Consider the following 15,387-nt stretch of genomic DNA (forward strand, 5'->3'; position numbering starts at 1 on the left):
CGGGGAAAAAGATGCGGCTCTGCCTTCGCTCCCTGACGGGGCAGGGCCGCATCGCAGGGGGCAGGCGATGAGCAATGTGGCTGCACCGCTGGTCGAGATGACCGGGATCACCAAGGAGTTTCCCGGCGTCAAGGCGCTCAGCGGCGTCCATCTCAAGGTCGAGCGCGGCGAGGTGCATGTGCTGTTCGGCGAGAACGGCGCCGGCAAGTCGACCTTGATCTCCATTCTCTCCGGTGTATTCCGGCCCACGACCGGCTCGATCAGCATCGCTGGGCGTGAGGTGAGCTTTCATTCGGTGCACGACGCGGCCAAGGCCGGCATCGGCACCGTGTTCCAGGAATTCTCGCTGGTGCCCACCTTGCCGGTGTTCGAGAATCTCTATCTCGGGCGCGAGCTGATGCGCGGGCCGCTGACGGATCGCCGCGCCATGCTGGCCGGCGCGCGCAAACTGTTTGCCGAGCTCGATTTCGACATCGACGTGACGCGTCCCGCGTCCAGCCTGTCGCGCGCGCAGCAGCAGATGGTGGAGATCGCCAAGGCGTTCCTGTCCAATGCCCGCGTGCTGATCCTCGACGAGCCGACGGCCTCGCTCACCGAGCGCGAGACCGAGCGTCTGTTCGGCTTCATCGGCAAGGCGGCCGCCTCCGGCGTCGGCATCATCTATATTTCGCACCGGATCCAGGAATTCCAAGAGATCGCCGACCGCATCTCGATCCTGCGCGACGGCCGGCTGATCGCCACGGTGTCTGCACGCGACACGTCGGAGCGCGAATTGATCGAGCTGATGACGGGGCGCGCGGTCGACCAGGTCTATCCGAAGATCGCGCGTCGCACCGATGGCGCCGTGGTCATGACGCTGGAGGGCATCCGCACCGCGGGCGTCCATGGCGCAAGCCTTGAGGTGCGTGCCGGCGAGGTGCTCGGCTGCGCCGGTCTCGTCGGCAGCGGCAAATCGCGGATCTGGCGCGCGGCGATCGGATTGCAGCCATTGCAGGCCGGCAAGGTGACCCTGAAGGGCCGCGACGTCACCGGCGCCTCGACGCGCGCGCTGCTCAAGGACGGCGTGTTCTTCCTGCCGTCGGACCGCAAGAGCGAGGGCCTGCAGATGACCGCGAGCGCCCGCGGCAACATCGAGCTGAGCCTGCTCGACCGCGACGACGTTGCGGGTCCGCTCGGTTTCGTGGGGCCGCGCCGCAGCCGCGCGCTGACGGATGCGATCGGCGACAAGGTCGGCATCGCCAAGAGCGCGATGGATCGCGCTGTGTCGAAACTGTCCGGCGGCAACCAGCAGAAGGTGCTGTTCGGCAAGGGCTTCGGTGACGACCGCGACGTCTACATCTTCGACGAGCCGACCGTCGGCGTCGACATGGGGACGCGGATGGCGCTGTACCAGCTCATCAAGGACATCGCCGAATCCGGCAAGGCCGTCGTCGTGATCTCCTCCGACCTGCCGGAGGTGATGAACCTGTCGCATCGGCTGCTGGTGTTCGCCAAGGGCCGTATCGCGGCCGAACTGTCCGGCGATGCGATCGCGGAAGAGAACGTCCTGAAACATTTCTTTGCTGAAACGGGGGGCTCGGCGTGAGCATGCCAACGACGACAATCGCCGAGGACACGGCCGCGCCGCGCCGCGCCAATGCGCTGCTCAAAGGTCTGCGCGCGCTGTTCCTGCGCGTCGGCGTGCTGCCGTTCTTCCTGGCCGCCACCTTGATCGCGTTCTCGCTGGTGTCCAAGGAATTCCTGGCGCTGCAGAACCTCACCAATGTCGCGCGGCAATCCGTCTATCTCATCCTGGTCTCGCTCGGCCAGATGCTGGCGCTGGTCACCGGCGGCTTCGACCTGTCGGTCGGCACCGCGATCGCGCTGACCTCGGTGGTCTCGGCGCTCGCGATGGTGAGCCTGTCGCACATCCTGCCGCCGGACCTGCTCTGGCTGGTGATCGTGCTCGGCTGCTGCGCCGGGCTTGCGGCGGCGCTCGTGATCGGCAGCATCAATGGACTCGGCATTGCCGTGTTCGGCGTCTCGCCCTTCATCATGACGCTGGGCGTGCAGTCGGTCGGCGCCGGCATCGCGCTGTTTCTCACCGGCGGCGTGCCGGTGTCCGGCGTTCCTTACGAGTTCGGCGATATCCTCGGCTTCGGCCGTGTGTTCGACGTTCCCGTTCCCGTCCTGGTCGCGATCGTCGCCGCCACTACAATCTGGCTGGTGATGAACCGCACCCGGCTCGGCAAGCACATCCAGGCGGTCGGTGGCAACGTCAAGGCGGCGCGGCTCTCGGGCGTCAACACCACCAAGGTGCTGTTCATCGCCTATATCATGTGCGCGCTGCTGGCCTCGGTCGCGGGCCTGCTGCTGACCGCGCGGGTCGGCTCCGGCGAGACCAATCTCGGCGGCACCATTGCGCTGGAATCGATCGCGGCCTGCGTCATCGCCGGCGTCTCGCTGCATGGCGGCATCGGCCGGGTCGAGAACGTCGTGCTCGGCGGCTTCTTCATCGTGCTGCTGCAGAACGGCATGAACATCGCGCAGATCGGCTCCTACATGCAGATGGTGCTGCTCGGTTCGCTCCTGGTGCTCGCCGTCATTCTCGATCAGGTCCGCTACCGGCTGCTTGTCGGCGAACGCTGATCGGGACAAGCTCTGGACGTCGTCGCTCCAATCCGGCATCACCCGTCGGGATCTCCTGGCACGGATGCTGCGACATGAGCGACGACCTCCATACGATCAGCGCCGGCGGCATCGCCGCCACCATCAAGGCCGGCGGCGCCGAGCTGTGCTCGCTGAAGACGCCCGAGGGCCTGGAACTGCTCTGGCAGGCGGGACCCGCCTGGCCGCGCCATGCTCCCTGGCTGTTTCCGATCGTCGGCCGCCTGAAGGACGACCGACTGCATCATCGCGGCCGCTCCTATCCCATGACGCAGCACGGCTTCGCCCGAGACCTGCGCTTCATCTGGCTGGAGCGCAGCGCCGACGCCTGCATGCTCCGACTGACCGATGATGAGACCACCCGCGACCGCTACCCGTTCGCCTTCAGCCTGACGTTGACCTACCGGATCACGGCCGACGCGCTGGAGATGCAGGTCGACATCGCGAACCCCGGCGCGGAGGAATTGCCGGCCTCGTTCGGCGCCCATCCGGCGTTCAACTGGCCGCTGCTCCCGGGCGAACCGAAGGAGAGCTATCGCCTGATCTTTGCCGAACCGGAGCCGGCGCCGATCCGGCGTCTGACGGGCGGCTTGCTGCGCGTCCGCCCCGAGCCATCGCCGATCGAAGGGCGCGTTCTTTCATTGAACGAAGGCCTGTTCGAGGAGGATGCGATCATCCTCGACCAACTGGCCAGTCGCTCGGTTCGCTTGATCGGAACCAAGGGACCTTCGCTGGAACTATCATGGGCTAATTTTCGACAGCTCGGCATCTGGTCGAAGCCCGGAGGCGCCCCGTTCCTGTGCATCGAGCCCTGGCGCGGCTTTGCGAGTCCAATGGAGTTCGATGGGGATTTCGCGAGGAAGCCCGGTGTGATGCACATCGCTCCGGGGGCGGCGGAAACGCTGCACTTTCGCGTGGGGATCGCGCCGTCTGATTAGTATGACTTATGTCGAATACGACGGATTTGGCTTGCGCCCAGTGCCGTGCACAGCGGTAACCGTGACTCGCGGTTTTGGGCCTGGACATGGCGCTCGTGTGTCCTACATGAGAGACGCGGACGGAACTTTGGCTATGATCTTCGCAACGACCGGCTGATCCGGAGCTTTTTCTCCGAACTGATAACGGTCGATCAACGAACATCAAGATGTGCGAATGGGACCGCCGAGCCATCGGACCATCGCCCGCACACACAGGGATCTCTCACCAGGGGCGCGCGATTGAGGTCGCGCGGGACGACGGAGGACGGGGATGGTCACGAGAGGTTTGATCGGCACAATCACATGCGCCGTGTTGCTCACGGCCAGCCAGGCCGTCGCGACTCCGTATCAGCGCGGCGACTTCCTGCGGCTTGATCTGTCCAAGGCCGTGTTGTCGCCTGAACCGCTCGGCCCCGAAGCGCATTTCGAGCCCGTTCCGATCGAGGCCCGGACCGATCGCCCAGCGCTGGCCTCGCGTTCGGCCGGTGAGGCTGATGTGGGGGCGGTGACCCCGCATGCCGCGTCGACGCGGCGAGGTCACGCGGCGAAAGTGGCGGAGCGGCCGCGCGGCGCCGCGCGCGCCAAACTCGCGCAGCGCCGCAGCAACCCCCTCGACGCGCAGGCGATGGATACGCGCATTCAGACCTGGCCGTGCAAGCCCGGCAGCGGCGGCATCTGCAACTGGCGCTGAACGGCGCTCGCCGTCAGGATCTCCCGGACTCCGGAACCGATCTGCCGATATCTTGATTGAGCTCGGCGGCCGGTTCGCTTGAACTCGCAAGCGCAGCGCGCGCAGACTGAGCGCATTCCGCCAAGATCTAGTTTGATCGACGCCGTCGCCGGTGTCCGCGCCGGTGATCCGCCCGCTGTCCAGGAGAGTCCATGAACGTCATCGAAACCCAGGGGATCCGTCTGCCCAAGCTCGGGCTCGGCACGTTTCGCATGCAGGGCACCGTGTGCCGTGAGGCGGTCGAGAGCGCGCTGGCGCTCGGCTATCGCCACATCGACACCGCCGAGATGTATGCCAACGAGGACGCGATCGGAGCGGCGCTGGCAGCAGCCGACGTGCCGCGCGCCGAATTGCATGTCACGACAAAGGTCTGGCCGGAGAACCTCGCGCCGGACGCGATTCGTCGTGCGTTCGACACGAGCTTGAAGAAGCTCAGGCTGGACTTCGTCGATCTCTACCTCATCCATTGGCCGGCCAAGGGAATGAATCTTCCGGCTGCGCTGGAGACGCTTGTGAAGCTCAAGGAGGAGGGGCGCACCCGTTCGATCGGCGTGGCCAATTTCACGGTCGCGCTGCTGCGGCAGGCGGTCGAGGACATCCAGGCGCCGGTGGCATGCAATCAGGTCGAGTATCACGTCATGCTCGACCAGTCGAAGCTGATCGCCTACATGGCCAGCAAATCGATCCCGCTGGTCGCCTATTGTCCGCTGGCGCAGGGCCGCGCGGCGGCCGACGAGACGCTGGCCGCGATCGGTCGCAAGCACGGCGCAAGCGCCGCGCAGGTGGCGCTGAAGTGGCTGCTGGATCAGGACCACGTGGCGGCCATCCCCAAGGCCGGCCGCAAGGAAAGCCAGCAGGCCAATTGGGATGCGATGAAGGTTCAACTCGACGACGAGGACCGCAAGACGATTGCGGCGCTTCCGAAGGACAAGCGCTTCGTCAATCCAGGCTTCGCGCCGGAGTGGGATCGCTGACGTCGGCGGAGCATGTGCTGCGATCAACAGAAAAATGGCCCCGAGAGGGGCCATTTCCTTGTCCGCGCAGCAGATCAGTAGCGCTTGATGACGACCGTGCGATCGTGATGGCGGTGATAGGGCCGGACATAGCGGGGCCCATAGTGGCGATGCATGCGGTATTCGGCGCGCGAACGGTCCCAGCCGTGATGGTGGCCGCCGCGCTTGATGATCACGGTCTCGGCGTTGGCGATCGACGGCGCCGCGAGAGCAATGACCGACAGCGAGGCGAGTGCAAGAGCGAGCTTCTTCATGTTGTCCTCCAGGATGAATTGCGCGAGGTCAACTTGAAGTGTGCGATAACGTTCCGCAGGAACTTCGGCGAAGTTGCTGAACGCACGTTAAGATTTGGATTTGCGGCCACGGCGCCGGCGGCGGTCGAAGCTTCGGCCAAGCGGCGTCAGCCGCACCTCCCGAGAACCGGCGTCGGATTGCCGTTGGCGACGAAGCGGCCGTCACGGATGGTGTAGCTATTGTCCTCACCGCGATTGAACAGCGAGCGGATGCCGCCGTCGGATGTCCGGACGATTCCGTTCTCTCGCGTCTGCTTTGCCTTGGGCAGCATGATCAACAGCACCAGCGTTTGATCGGGGTCGATGCGTGCCTTGGTGACTGCGTTCACATCGGACGGATCGTGGTCGCGGCGATAGATCAAGCGGCCATCCGGCGTGACTTCGTAGGAAATGATCGCGCCACGGCCCTTGACCGCAGGCGCGCTGCAGTCGGCCGCCCACGTCCCGATCAGACCCCAGGCGCGTGCGACGTCGACAGTCTCGTCCGCCGAAGCGGCGGCGGCGAAGCACGTGACAAGGATGGTCGCGAGGAGAGTGCGGACGATCTGGGACATGCGGTCTCGCAGGGATGACTGCCGCCGCATCCTAATGCGCTGCGTCAACGACGCAAAGCAGCACATGTATTGGCACAAAGTCTCATTTTTTGCGCGTCAGCCTTGCTGGGGGCGCGGACCAGGCGCATGCTGCCTGCAACTACAAACAGACATGGGGGAGGCTGATCATGCCAGCGTTGTCGCGCCGCAAATTCCTGTTGTCGTCCGGAGCGGCCGCGTTGGCCGCCGTATCAGGTCCGGCTCATGCCGCGATGGGGCCCGCCGACAAGTTCGACCTGGTGATCAAGGGCGGCGACGTCATCGATCCCAGCCAGTCGCTGCGGGGCAAGCGCGACATTGGCATTCGCTGGGGCGTCGTCGAGGCGATCGAGACCGACATACCGGCCGAGCGTGCACTGCGGTCGATCGACGCCGCCGGCCGGCTGGTGATGCCGGGACTGATCGACCTTCACAGCCACGTCTATCCCTATGGTTCGGCCATCGGGATTCCGCCGGACGAATTGGTGCAATTCCAGGGGACCACGACGGTCGTCTCTGCCGGTGATGCCGGCGTGAACAATATCGCTGCGCTGCGTCGCTTCATCGTGGCCCAGTCGCGGGCCCGCATCTATGCCTTCGTCCACATCGCCAACAACGGTCTGTCGGCATTTCCGGTGGCGGAGCTCTACAACATTGATAATGCGCAGGTGGATGCCTGCGCGATGGCGCTGGCCGAGAACCCGGACTTCCTGCTCGGCGTGAAGGTGCGGATGTCGGAGAACGTGATCTTCAAGCATGGTCTCGAGCCGTTGAAGCGCGGCATCAAGGCCTGCGAGCTGTGCGGCTGGCCGGCGCGGATGATGGTGCATATCGGCGGCGTCGAAACCGCCGAGCTGATGTCGCAGATTCTCGATCTGCTCCGGCCCGGCGATGTCCTCACTCACGCCTATTCCGGCGCTCCGAATATCGGCGGCGCCTTCACCAACATCGTGCAGGGCGGCAAGCTGTTGCCGGCGGCGCTCGCAGCCAAGCAGCGCGGCGTGCTGTTCGACGTCGGCCATGGCGGCGGCAGCTTCGACTACACGGTGGCGGAGGTCGCGATCCCCGGCGGCTGCGCCCCGGACACGATCTCCTCCGACATCCACGTCTTCTCCGGCAACACGCCGGGCATGCCGTTCCTGCCCAACGTCATGGGCAAGTTCCTGGCGATGGGCTTCTCGCTGGAGCAGGTGGTCAGCATGGCGACCTCGGCGCCGGCCAAGATCATCGGCCGGACGCCCAAGCTCGGCACCTTGCAAGTCGGCGCCCCGGCGGACCTTGCGATCGTCGATCTGGTCGAAGGCCCTGTCACCTTCGTCGACACGCGCGGCAACAAGCGTGACGGTAAGCTGCAACTGAAGCCGGTGCAGACCGTGGTCAACGGTGTGCCGTTCGGGCGGCCGTACCAGTCGCCGTTCTCGGTGCGGTGACCAGTGCGCTCAGCCGCGCTCTACATTGGCCGACCGCGTGGGCACGCCGAATTCCTGATGGCAGACCTCGGCCAATACGGCGATGCCCTCGCGGATCTCCTGATGTGAGGGGCTGGCGAAGCAGAGCCGCAGCCGGCTCCGTGCATGCGCGGCGTCGGTCGACCATTCCGGTCCCGGATTGATCGACACGCCGCGCTTCAGCGCGGCCTGCGACAGCTTCATCGCATCGACCTGGTCCGGCAGCTTGACCCAGAGGAAGATGCCGCCCTTCGGCGCCTCGAACTCGGCTGATGTGCCGAACTCGGCGTTGAGCGCCTCCATGAGCGTGTCGAGCTTGGCGCGCAGCCCGCGCACGAGTTGCGGGACATGCGTTGTGAAGTGCTGTTTGCAATATTCCGCCAGCACCATCTGCTCCAGCGCGCCCGAGCCGGCGTCGGTCTTCAGCGCGAGCAGCACCGACATGATTTCCCACGGCGCGACCAGGAAGCCGACGCGGAGCGCGGGAGCGACCGATTTGGAGAACGAACCGAGATGGATCACGCCACCATGATCCGACATGCCATGGATCGCGCGCGGCCGCTGACCGTCCCAGATCAGGTCGGCATAGCAGTCGTCCTCGAACACCGGCACGCCATAGGCGCGTGACAGCCACAGCAGCTCGGCGCGCCGGTTCTCCGGCATGATGGTGCCGGTCGGGTTCTGCACCGTCGGAATGGTATAAATGTATTTCGGCCGGATGCCGCGATCCTTGAGATCGGCCAGGACCGTCGCCAGCACGTCCGTTCGCATGCCGTCCCGGTCGAGCGGGATGCCGATCGGCTTGGCACCGATCCGCGCCAGCCGCGTCAGCGTGCCCTGGTAATTGTCCTGCTCGACGAGCACGGTGTCGCCCGGCGCCAGCAGCGCCTGGTTGACGAGATCCAGTCCCTGCAGCGAGCCCGAGAGGATCATGATGTCATCAGCACGGGCCGACATGCCGGCATCGCGCGTCAGCTTGGCGGCCAGGAAATCGCGCAGCGGCCGGTAGCCTTGCGGCCCATGCGCGAGGCCATAGGTGGCGAGTGAGCGGCCCTCGCGGGCGAGCACGGCATCGGCGGCTGCGCGCAAGCCTTCCACAGGGACAGCATCGGCGTCATTGTTGCCGCCGACGAAGCTGTACTTGGCCAGCCCCGTCCAGCGTGCGGCCGGCGCCGGCAGGCCTGCCGCCAGGAGCGGTGCAAAATCGAATGCGGCCATGAGGCGCGGCTCCCTTGTTCTCGAATTGGCGCGACTTTAAACAGATACCAGGGTGCTTGTCCCGGCAGGGCAAGTTCTTTTCCCGGGGAAGGCGACCTTCGAGCGGCGGTTCCGCTGCTCTGGCGCGCGCCTGCGATCCCGGTTAAAGCAGCCCCCGGAAAAAGCAGCGAGACTTTGCAATGGCCGACTCGATCCAGGAAGTTCTGCACGCCTTCGCCAAGGGCGAGATGGTCGTCGTGACCGACGATGACGATCGCGAGGGCGAGGGCGATCTGATCGTCGCGGCCTCGCTGTGCACGCCCGACAAGATGGCGTTCATCATCCGCCACACCTCCGGCATCGTCTGCGCGCCGATCACGGCCGATGACGCGCGACGGCTGCGGCTCGATCCGATGGTCGCGCACAACGATTCCAACCACACCACGGCGTTCACGGTCTCGATCGATTACAAGCCGGACGGCGGCACCGGCATCTCCGCCGAGGAGCGCGCGTCCTGCTGCCGCGCGCTCGCCAATCCCAATGCCGGCGCCAATGATTTCGCGCGCCCCGGCCACATCTTCCCGCTGATCGCGCGCGACGGCGGCGTGCTGCTGCGCTCGGGCCATACCGAGGCGGCGGTCGATCTCTGCAAGCTCTCGGGGTTGCCGCCGGTCGGCGTCATCTCGGAGTTGATGAACGACGACGGCACCGTGATGAAGGGCGAGCAGGTCGTCCGCTTCGCCGCCGCTCACAATCTCAAGCACGTCACGATCGCCGATCTGATCTCCTACCGGCAGGCGCGCGAGAAGCTGATCGAGCGCGTCTCGACGTTCACGACCGAGAGCCCGATCGGGCCGCTGCAGGGCTTTGCCTATCGCTCGCCGTTCGATCCGATCACCCACGCCGCCTTCGTCTACAACGGCATCGGCGACGGCAGGAACGTGCTGACGCGCTTGCACAAGCCCAACATCGTGAAGGATCTGATCGCGGGTCCGCAGCGTATTCAAGCGGTGCTGCAGCACTTCAAGCAGGCCGGTCGCGGCGTGCTGATCTACCTGCGTGACGGTGCGGCCGGTGTTCCGGTCGAGCCCGTCACGGAGCCGCATACCGCGGAGGCCGATCGCCATCGTCAGTGGCGCGAGGTCGGCGTCGGCGCGCAGATCCTGCGCGATCTCGGCGTGACGTCGATCCGGAACCTGACCTCGTCGGCCCATGACTACAAGGGCCTGTCGGGTTTCGGCATCGAGATCGTCGCGAATGAGCGGCTTGAAGGCTGAACTTCCAGGATTTAACCTCTCAACCGCTGCGACCCGTGCGCAGCAAGACGCGAAAGGACCATTCATGAGCGCGCGCCCTCAGGCAAAGGACAAGCCGGCCCAGTCGAGCTTCCAGTGGGACGATCCCTTCCTGCTGGACGAGCAACTGACCGAAGACGAGCGCATGGTACGTGACACCGCGCGCGCCTATGCCCAGGACAAGCTGCTGCCGCGCGTGACCAAGGCCTATCTCGAAGAGAAGACCGATCGCGAGATCTTCAACGAGATGGGCGAGCTCGGCCTGATCGGCATCACGCTGCCGGAGGAATATGGCTGCGCCAATGCGAGCTACGTCGCCTATGGCCTCGTCGCGCGCGAAATCGAGCGCGTCGATTCCGGCTACCGCTCGATGAACTCGGTGCAGTCGTCGCTGGTGATGTATCCGATCTATGCCTATGGCGACGAGAACCAGCGCAAGAAATATCTCCCGAAGCTCGCCAGCGGAGAATGGGTCGGCTGCTTCGGCCTGACCGAGCCGGACGCCGGCTCTGATCCCGCGGGCATGAAGACCCGCGCGGAAAAGGTCGCCGACGGCTATCGCCTGACCGGCAGCAAGATGTGGATCTCGAACGCGCCGATCGCCGACGTGTTCGTGGTGTGGGCCAAGTCGGCCGCGCATGACAACCAGATCCGCGGCTTCATCCTCGAGAAGGGCATGAAGGGCCTGTCGGCGCCAAAGATCGGCGGCAAGCTCTCGCTGCGCGCCTCGATCACCGGCGAGGTCGTGATGGATGGCGTCGTGGTGCCGGAAGATGCGCTGCTGCCCAACGTGTCCGGCCTCAAGGGCCCGTTCGGCTGCCTCAACCGCGCCCGCTACGGCATCTCCTGGGGCGTGCTCGGCGCCGCCGAGGACTGCATGCATCGCGCCCGCCAGTACACGTTGGACCGCAAGCAGTTCGGCCGTCCGCTCGCCGCCACCCAGCTGGTGCAGAAGAAGCTCGCCGATATGGAGACCGAGATCGCGCTCGGCCTGCAGGCGAGCCTGCGCGTCGGCCGGCTGATGGACGAGGGCAAGATGGCGCCGGAGATGATCTCGATCGTCAAGCGCAACAATTGCGGCAAGGCGCTCGACATCGCCCGCGTGTCCCGCGACATGCACGGCGGCAACGGCATCCAGATCGAGTATCAGGTGATGCGCCACGCCGCCAACCTCGAGACGGTCAACACCTATGAGGGCACGCACGACGTGCACGCCCTGATCCTGGGACGCGCGATCACCGGCATTCAGGCGTTCTTCTGATTAGGACGGAGCGCTGTAAGCTGTCGTCATGGCCGGGCTCGTCCCGGCTATCCACGTCTTAGCGGGGCACGAAAGCGTGGATGCCCGGGTCAAGCCCGGGCATGATGGAGTAACCAAGCGACGAGCACGCCATGGCCGACAATGACGACGTTCCGTTCAACCGCAACTTCCCGCTCGTCGCGGGCGTCGTCGATGAGGTGCGTCCTGGCATTCGCCGCGTCCTCTGCAACAATCCGAGCCCGTTCACCTTCACCGGCACGGTCAGCTACATCGTAGGCACCGGGAACGTCGCGATCATCGATCCCGGCCCGGACAACGAGGCGCATGCGCAGGCGCTGCTCGACGCTGTCAGGGGTGAGACGGTGACGCATATCATCGTCACCCATACGCATCGCGACCACTCGCCGAACACTGGGCGCCTCAAGGCCGCAACCGGCGCGACGGTGTACGCCGAGGGCCCGCATCGCGCCTCGCGGCCGCGGTATGAGAGCGAGAAGCACAGCCCGGAGTCCGGCGTCGATCGCGAATTCGCGCCCGACGTGACCGTGGCGGATGGCGACGTCATCGAAGGGCAGGGCTGGCAGCTCGAAGCGGTGGCGACCCCGGGCCATACCGCGAACCATCTCGCCTTCGCCTGGGGCGAGCGCAGCACGACCTTTGTCGGCGATCACGTGATGGGCTGGGCGACCTCGATTGTCGCGCCGCCTGACGGCTCGATGGTCGACTACATGGCCTCGCTGGAGCGGCTCGCGGCAAGGCCCGAGGAATTGTACTTCTCAGGCCACGGCCCCGAGATCCCCGAAGGCCCGCGCTACACGCGCTTCCTGATGCGCCACCGCCAGGCGCGGGAGGCGTCGATTTTGCATCGCCTCGCCAAGGGCGAGGCCGACATCCCCACCATGGTCCGCGCGATCTATATCGGCATCGACCCGCGGCTCACCACGGCCGCCGGCTATTCCGTGCTGGCGCATCTCGAAGACTTGGTCGCTCGCGGCGTGGTCGCGACGGAGGGAGATCCGGTGATCGGGGGGACGTATCGGATGAAGTAGCGAATGGCGAATAGGGAGTAGCGATGAGGGAAGAGGGGCGATCGAATCGCGCGTCAGTCCCTATTTCGCTACTCCCCATTCGCCCATTTCACTTCTTCACCGTCTTGGCATTGCCCTTTGCCGCCACCGGCGGCGGCGTCACCTTCTTCACCGGCTTCTGGGCCTCGGCCTCGCCGGCATTCGAGAGATCCTCGATCAGCTTGGTCACGCGCGCGGCGTTGCTGCCAATGTCGGACTCGAAATAGCGCGAGGCGGAGCGGACATCGATGCGGGAGTCCTCGCCGTCCGGCTGGATCCGGATCGAGATGTCCTCGCGGAAGCCCATGATCGGCGTGCGGGCGACGGCCTCGATGCGGCCGACCCGGCGTGGCGGCTGCGGCGCGCGCTCGTCGACCACGAACCATTTGCGGCGATTGACCAGCTTCAGCGCGATCGCATAGGCGCGATCCGGCGGCAGCTCGATCTGCACCGGCTCGATGTCGGGATAGAACTTCTGCTGCTGCTCGGCCGAATACAGCCCGGCATAGACCGCCGTGTTGGTGCCGTCGCCGTTGCGCAACGGCGCCAGCGCCTCGAAGCGCGGCGGATCGATCGGGTCGGTGGTGATGTCGTAGATCTTCGGCAGCTTGCGGTATTGGAGCGCGAGATAGGCCGGATAGGCCAGCACCACGGCATCGATCAGAAACGCGAGCAGCACCCGGCTCATGCCGCGGCTGCCGTTGCGCCAGATCGCGACGAAGGCGGCCAGCCCAAGCAGGATCGACAGCACGGCAAGGCCCAGCGCGCCGAAGAACGTCGCCAACGCCGGCTTCATCTCGAGAAAGTCGAAGCGCAGGATCAGGATGGAGACCAGCACGGCGACGACGGAGAACACCGCCAGATTGCGGGTCCAGGTCGCGAGGCTGGAGGTCGGCTCCGACAGATAGGGGGCGTGAAACCTGCGGGCCATCGTGTCAGGAACTGCCGGGTTGGGCCATCGGCGTCGATCGCCGCCGCCATCTCTTGAGACCATGGGGATGGCGCAAATTCAAGGGCTTTGCCAGCACCCTTGAGCTTCATGAACGTCCCGGCACATCCCAGAGGCGCGACCTCCCACCTGATCGCGGCCGAGGGATCGGCCGAATGGAAAACGGCCCCGCCATTTCTGGAGGGGCCGTTGGTGTTACGTCCGGCGCAGGGCCTCAGGCGGCTGCGTTCGGGAAGCGATACGCCTTGAACTGGTCGCGCAGCGCCGTCTTCAGGATCTTGCCGGTCGCGGTGTGCGGGATGCCGTCGACGAAGGCGACGTCATCGGGCATCCACCACTTCGCGATCTTGCCTTCCATGTATTTCAGGATGTCCTCGCGCGTCGCGGTCTGGCCCTGCTTGAGCTGCACGATCAGAAGCGGCCGCTCGTCCCATTTCGGATGGTAGACGCCGATCACCGCGGCTTCCGCCACGGCCGGATGGCCGACTGCGAGATTCTCCAGGTCGATCGAGGAGATCCACTCGCCGCCGGACTTGATGACGTCCTTGGAGCGGTCGGTGATGCGCATGAAGCCATGGGCGTCGATGGTCGCGACGTCGCCGGTGTCGAAGAAGCCTTCGCCGTCGAGGATGTTGGTGTCGACCTTGTAGTAGGCCTTCGACACCGCTGGACCGGACACCTTGAGCCGGCCGAAGGTCTTGCCGTCCCACGGCAGCTCACCGCCGGCATCGTCGGTGATCTTCATCTCGACGCCGAACGGCGGGAAGCCCTGGGTCTGCAGGATGTCGAGCTTGGCGTCACCCGCGGCATCGAGGAACGGCGGCTTCAACGTGGCGAGCGTGCCGATCGGGCTCATCTCGGTCATGCCCCAGGCGTGACGCACGCCGATGCCCATGTCGAGGAAGGCCTGGATCATCGAGCGCGGCATCGCTGAGCCGCCGCACACCACCATCTTCAGATGCGGCAGCGTGAGCTTGTGCGCCTGCATGTGCTGCAGCAGCATCAGCCACACCGTCGGCACGCCGGCGGTGTAGGTCACCTTCTCGGTGTCGAGCAGCTCGTAGACGGACGCACCGTCGAGCTTCGGCCCGGGCATCACCAGCTTGGTGCCCATCGAGGGCGCGGAGAATGCGATGCCCCAGCTGTTGGCATGGAACAGCGGAACCACCGGAAGCATTGTATCTGCGGCAGAGGTGCCGAGCGAATCCCGGGAATTGGCCATCAACGCATGCAACACGTTGGACCGATGCGAATACAGCACGCCCTTCGGGTCGCCGGTGGTGCCGGACGTGTAGCACATCGCGGCCGCGGTGTTCTCGTCGAAGCTGCCCCACCTGAAATCGCCGTCGGCCTCGCCGATCCACGACTCATAGGCGACCGCGTTCTTCAGCGTCGTCTCCGGCATGTGCGCGGCGTCGGTGAGCACCACGTAGCGCTCGACGCTCGGCAGCTTGTCGGCGAGCTTTTCCAGCAGCGGCACGAAGGTCAGGTCGGTGATGACGATCCGGTCCTGCGCATGGTTGACGATCCAGGCGATCTGCTCCGGGAACAGGCGCGGATTGACCGTGTGACAGATCGCACCGATTCCCATAATGCCGTACCAGACCTCGAGATGGCGGCCGGTGTTCCAGGCGATGGTGGCGACGCGGTCGCCGAGCTTGATGCCGTCGCGCGTCAGTCTCTGTGACACCTTGAGCGCGCGGTCGTGGATTTGCCGATAGGTGGTGCGAACGATGGGGCCTTCGACGGAACGCGTCACGACCTCCTGGGAGCCGTGGATTGTCGCCGCATGCTCGATGATCCGGTGACAAAGCAGGGGCCAGTCTTGCATCAATCCAAGCATCAGGTCGTTCCTCCGGTGGTATTCGCTTTAGGCAGCGAGGGTCTTTTGGTCCGTTTCGTGAATTTTAGCGCGCGCCGCAGCGCGCGCAAATGGCCT

14 protein-coding genes are annotated in these 15,387 nt (G+C 65.5%); 9 read left to right on the plus strand and 5 right to left on the minus strand.

What is annotated here, in order from left to right; all coding sequences use genetic code 11:
• The first annotated feature begins 67 nt into the window (after positions 1–67).
• The 5 genes from ACQR0Z_RS14525 to ACQR0Z_RS14545 all read left to right on the plus strand — a co-directional run bounded on the left by ACQR0Z_RS14525 (position 68) and on the right by ACQR0Z_RS14545 (position 5,327).
• A complete protein-coding gene (locus ACQR0Z_RS14525) occupies positions 68–1,585 on the plus strand; it encodes a sugar ABC transporter ATP-binding protein (RefSeq protein WP_434919043.1) in 1,518 nt (505 codons plus the stop codon).
• The gene (locus ACQR0Z_RS14530) at positions 1,582–2,628 is read left to right on the plus strand and encodes an ABC transporter permease (RefSeq protein ID WP_434878737.1); all 1,047 of its coding nucleotides are present in this window, start codon (positions 1,582–1,584) and stop codon (positions 2,626–2,628) included. The genes ACQR0Z_RS14525 and ACQR0Z_RS14530 overlap by 4 nt, the downstream gene beginning before the upstream one ends.
• Positions 2,629–2,702: 74 nt before the next feature.
• Positions 2,703–3,584 (plus strand): aldose 1-epimerase family protein, encoded by an 882-nt coding sequence (locus ACQR0Z_RS14535; protein WP_434919044.1) that lies wholly within the window; start codon positions 2,703–2,705, stop codon positions 3,582–3,584.
• 310 nt (positions 3,585–3,894) lie between these two features.
• On the plus strand, positions 3,895–4,314 hold the full coding sequence (locus ACQR0Z_RS14540; RefSeq protein ID WP_434919045.1) for a hypothetical protein: 420 nt from the start codon (positions 3,895–3,897) through the stop codon (positions 4,312–4,314).
• 191 nt (positions 4,315–4,505) lie between these two features.
• Positions 4,506–5,327, plus strand: coding sequence for an aldo/keto reductase (locus tag ACQR0Z_RS14545; protein ID WP_434919046.1), 822 nt, complete (start codon positions 4,506–4,508; stop codon positions 5,325–5,327).
• Positions 5,328–5,401: 74 nt separating this feature from the next.
• Here ACQR0Z_RS14545 and ACQR0Z_RS14550 read toward each other — a convergent pair whose 3' ends face one another.
• Together ACQR0Z_RS14550 and ACQR0Z_RS14555 are read right to left on the minus strand one after the other, a co-directional pair.
• On the minus strand, positions 5,402–5,620 hold the full coding sequence (locus ACQR0Z_RS14550) for a hypothetical protein (protein WP_434856926.1): 219 nt from the start codon (positions 5,618–5,620) through the stop codon (positions 5,402–5,404).
• Between the two features lie 146 nt (positions 5,621–5,766).
• Positions 5,767–6,213: a hypothetical protein gene (locus ACQR0Z_RS14555; RefSeq protein WP_434878733.1), complete on the minus strand. Its 447-nt coding sequence runs from the start codon at positions 6,211–6,213 to the stop codon at positions 5,767–5,769.
• 167 nt (positions 6,214–6,380) lie between these two features.
• Here ACQR0Z_RS14555 and ACQR0Z_RS14560 point away from each other — a divergent pair, with 167 nt between their 5' ends.
• On the plus strand, positions 6,381–7,661 hold the full coding sequence (locus tag ACQR0Z_RS14560) for an amidohydrolase family protein (protein ID WP_434878732.1): 1,281 nt from the start codon (positions 6,381–6,383) through the stop codon (positions 7,659–7,661).
• Between the two features lie 9 nt (positions 7,662–7,670).
• Here ACQR0Z_RS14560 and ACQR0Z_RS14565 read toward each other — a convergent pair whose 3' ends face one another.
• Positions 7,671–8,897, minus strand: a complete 1,227-nt coding sequence (locus tag ACQR0Z_RS14565; RefSeq protein ID WP_434878731.1) for a PLP-dependent aminotransferase family protein — start codon at positions 8,895–8,897, stop codon at positions 7,671–7,673.
• Between the two features lie 179 nt (positions 8,898–9,076).
• Here ACQR0Z_RS14565 and ribB point away from each other — a divergent pair, with 179 nt between their 5' ends.
• The 3 genes from ribB to ACQR0Z_RS14580 all read left to right on the plus strand — a co-directional run bounded on the left by ribB (position 9,077) and on the right by ACQR0Z_RS14580 (position 12,481).
• The gene (gene ribB, locus ACQR0Z_RS14570) at positions 9,077–10,153 is read left to right on the plus strand and encodes a 3,4-dihydroxy-2-butanone-4-phosphate synthase (RefSeq protein WP_434878730.1); all 1,077 of its coding nucleotides are present in this window, start codon (positions 9,077–9,079) and stop codon (positions 10,151–10,153) included.
• 64 nt (positions 10,154–10,217) lie between these two features.
• A complete protein-coding gene (locus tag ACQR0Z_RS14575) occupies positions 10,218–11,432 on the plus strand; it encodes an acyl-CoA dehydrogenase (RefSeq protein WP_434919047.1) in 1,215 nt (404 codons plus the stop codon).
• A 131-nt stretch (positions 11,433–11,563) separates the two neighbouring features.
• Complete coding sequence (locus tag ACQR0Z_RS14580) at positions 11,564–12,481, plus strand: MBL fold metallo-hydrolase (RefSeq protein WP_434856920.1); 918 nt, start codon at positions 11,564–11,566, stop codon at positions 12,479–12,481.
• An 88-nt stretch (positions 12,482–12,569) separates the two neighbouring features.
• On the opposite strand, the gene ACQR0Z_RS14585 is transcribed toward ACQR0Z_RS14580, so the two are convergent.
• Positions 12,570–13,430 (minus strand): DUF1499 domain-containing protein, encoded by an 861-nt coding sequence (locus tag ACQR0Z_RS14585; RefSeq protein WP_434856919.1) that lies wholly within the window; start codon positions 13,428–13,430, stop codon positions 12,570–12,572.
• A 232-nt stretch (positions 13,431–13,662) separates the two neighbouring features.
• Positions 13,663–15,291, minus strand: a complete 1,629-nt coding sequence (locus ACQR0Z_RS14590; RefSeq protein ID WP_434919048.1) for a fatty-acid--CoA ligase — start codon at positions 15,289–15,291, stop codon at positions 13,663–13,665.
• Positions 15,292–15,387: the final 96 nt, after the last annotated feature.

The sequence above is a fragment of the Bradyrhizobium sp. HKCCYLS3077 genome (genome assembly GCF_051167555.1).
GTDB lineage: Bacteria > Pseudomonadota > Alphaproteobacteria > Rhizobiales > Xanthobacteraceae > Bradyrhizobium.

Bases quoted from the DNA above. Each gene is read 5' to 3' on its own strand.
- ACQR0Z_RS14525 (WP_434919043.1), top strand. From the start codon at position 68: ATGAGCAATGTGGCTGCACCGCTGGTCGAGATGACCGGGATCACCAAG.
- ACQR0Z_RS14535 (WP_434919044.1), top strand. From the start codon at position 2,703: ATGAGCGACGACCTCCATACGATCAGCGCCGGCGGCATCGCCGCCACC.
- ACQR0Z_RS14540 (WP_434919045.1), top strand. From the start codon at position 3,895: ATGGTCACGAGAGGTTTGATCGGCACAATCACATGCGCCGTGTTGCTC.
- ACQR0Z_RS14545 (WP_434919046.1), top strand. From the start codon at position 4,506: ATGAACGTCATCGAAACCCAGGGGATCCGTCTGCCCAAGCTCGGGCTC.
- ACQR0Z_RS14550 (WP_434856926.1), bottom strand. From the start codon at position 5,620: ATGAAGAAGCTCGCTCTTGCACTCGCCTCGCTGTCGGTCATTGCTCTC.
- ACQR0Z_RS14555 (WP_434878733.1), bottom strand. From the start codon at position 6,213: ATGTCCCAGATCGTCCGCACTCTCCTCGCGACCATCCTTGTCACGTGC.
- ACQR0Z_RS14560 (WP_434878732.1), top strand. From the start codon at position 6,381: ATGCCAGCGTTGTCGCGCCGCAAATTCCTGTTGTCGTCCGGAGCGGCC.
- ACQR0Z_RS14565 (WP_434878731.1), bottom strand. From the start codon at position 8,897: ATGGCCGCATTCGATTTTGCACCGCTCCTGGCGGCAGGCCTGCCGGCG.
- ribB (WP_434878730.1), top strand. From the start codon at position 9,077: ATGGCCGACTCGATCCAGGAAGTTCTGCACGCCTTCGCCAAGGGCGAG.
- ACQR0Z_RS14575 (WP_434919047.1), top strand. From the start codon at position 10,218: ATGAGCGCGCGCCCTCAGGCAAAGGACAAGCCGGCCCAGTCGAGCTTC.
- ACQR0Z_RS14580 (WP_434856920.1), top strand. From the start codon at position 11,564: ATGGCCGACAATGACGACGTTCCGTTCAACCGCAACTTCCCGCTCGTC.
- ACQR0Z_RS14585 (WP_434856919.1), bottom strand. From the start codon at position 13,430: ATGGCCCGCAGGTTTCACGCCCCCTATCTGTCGGAGCCGACCTCCAGC.
- ACQR0Z_RS14590 (WP_434919048.1), bottom strand. From the start codon at position 15,291: ATGCTTGGATTGATGCAAGACTGGCCCCTGCTTTGTCACCGGATCATC.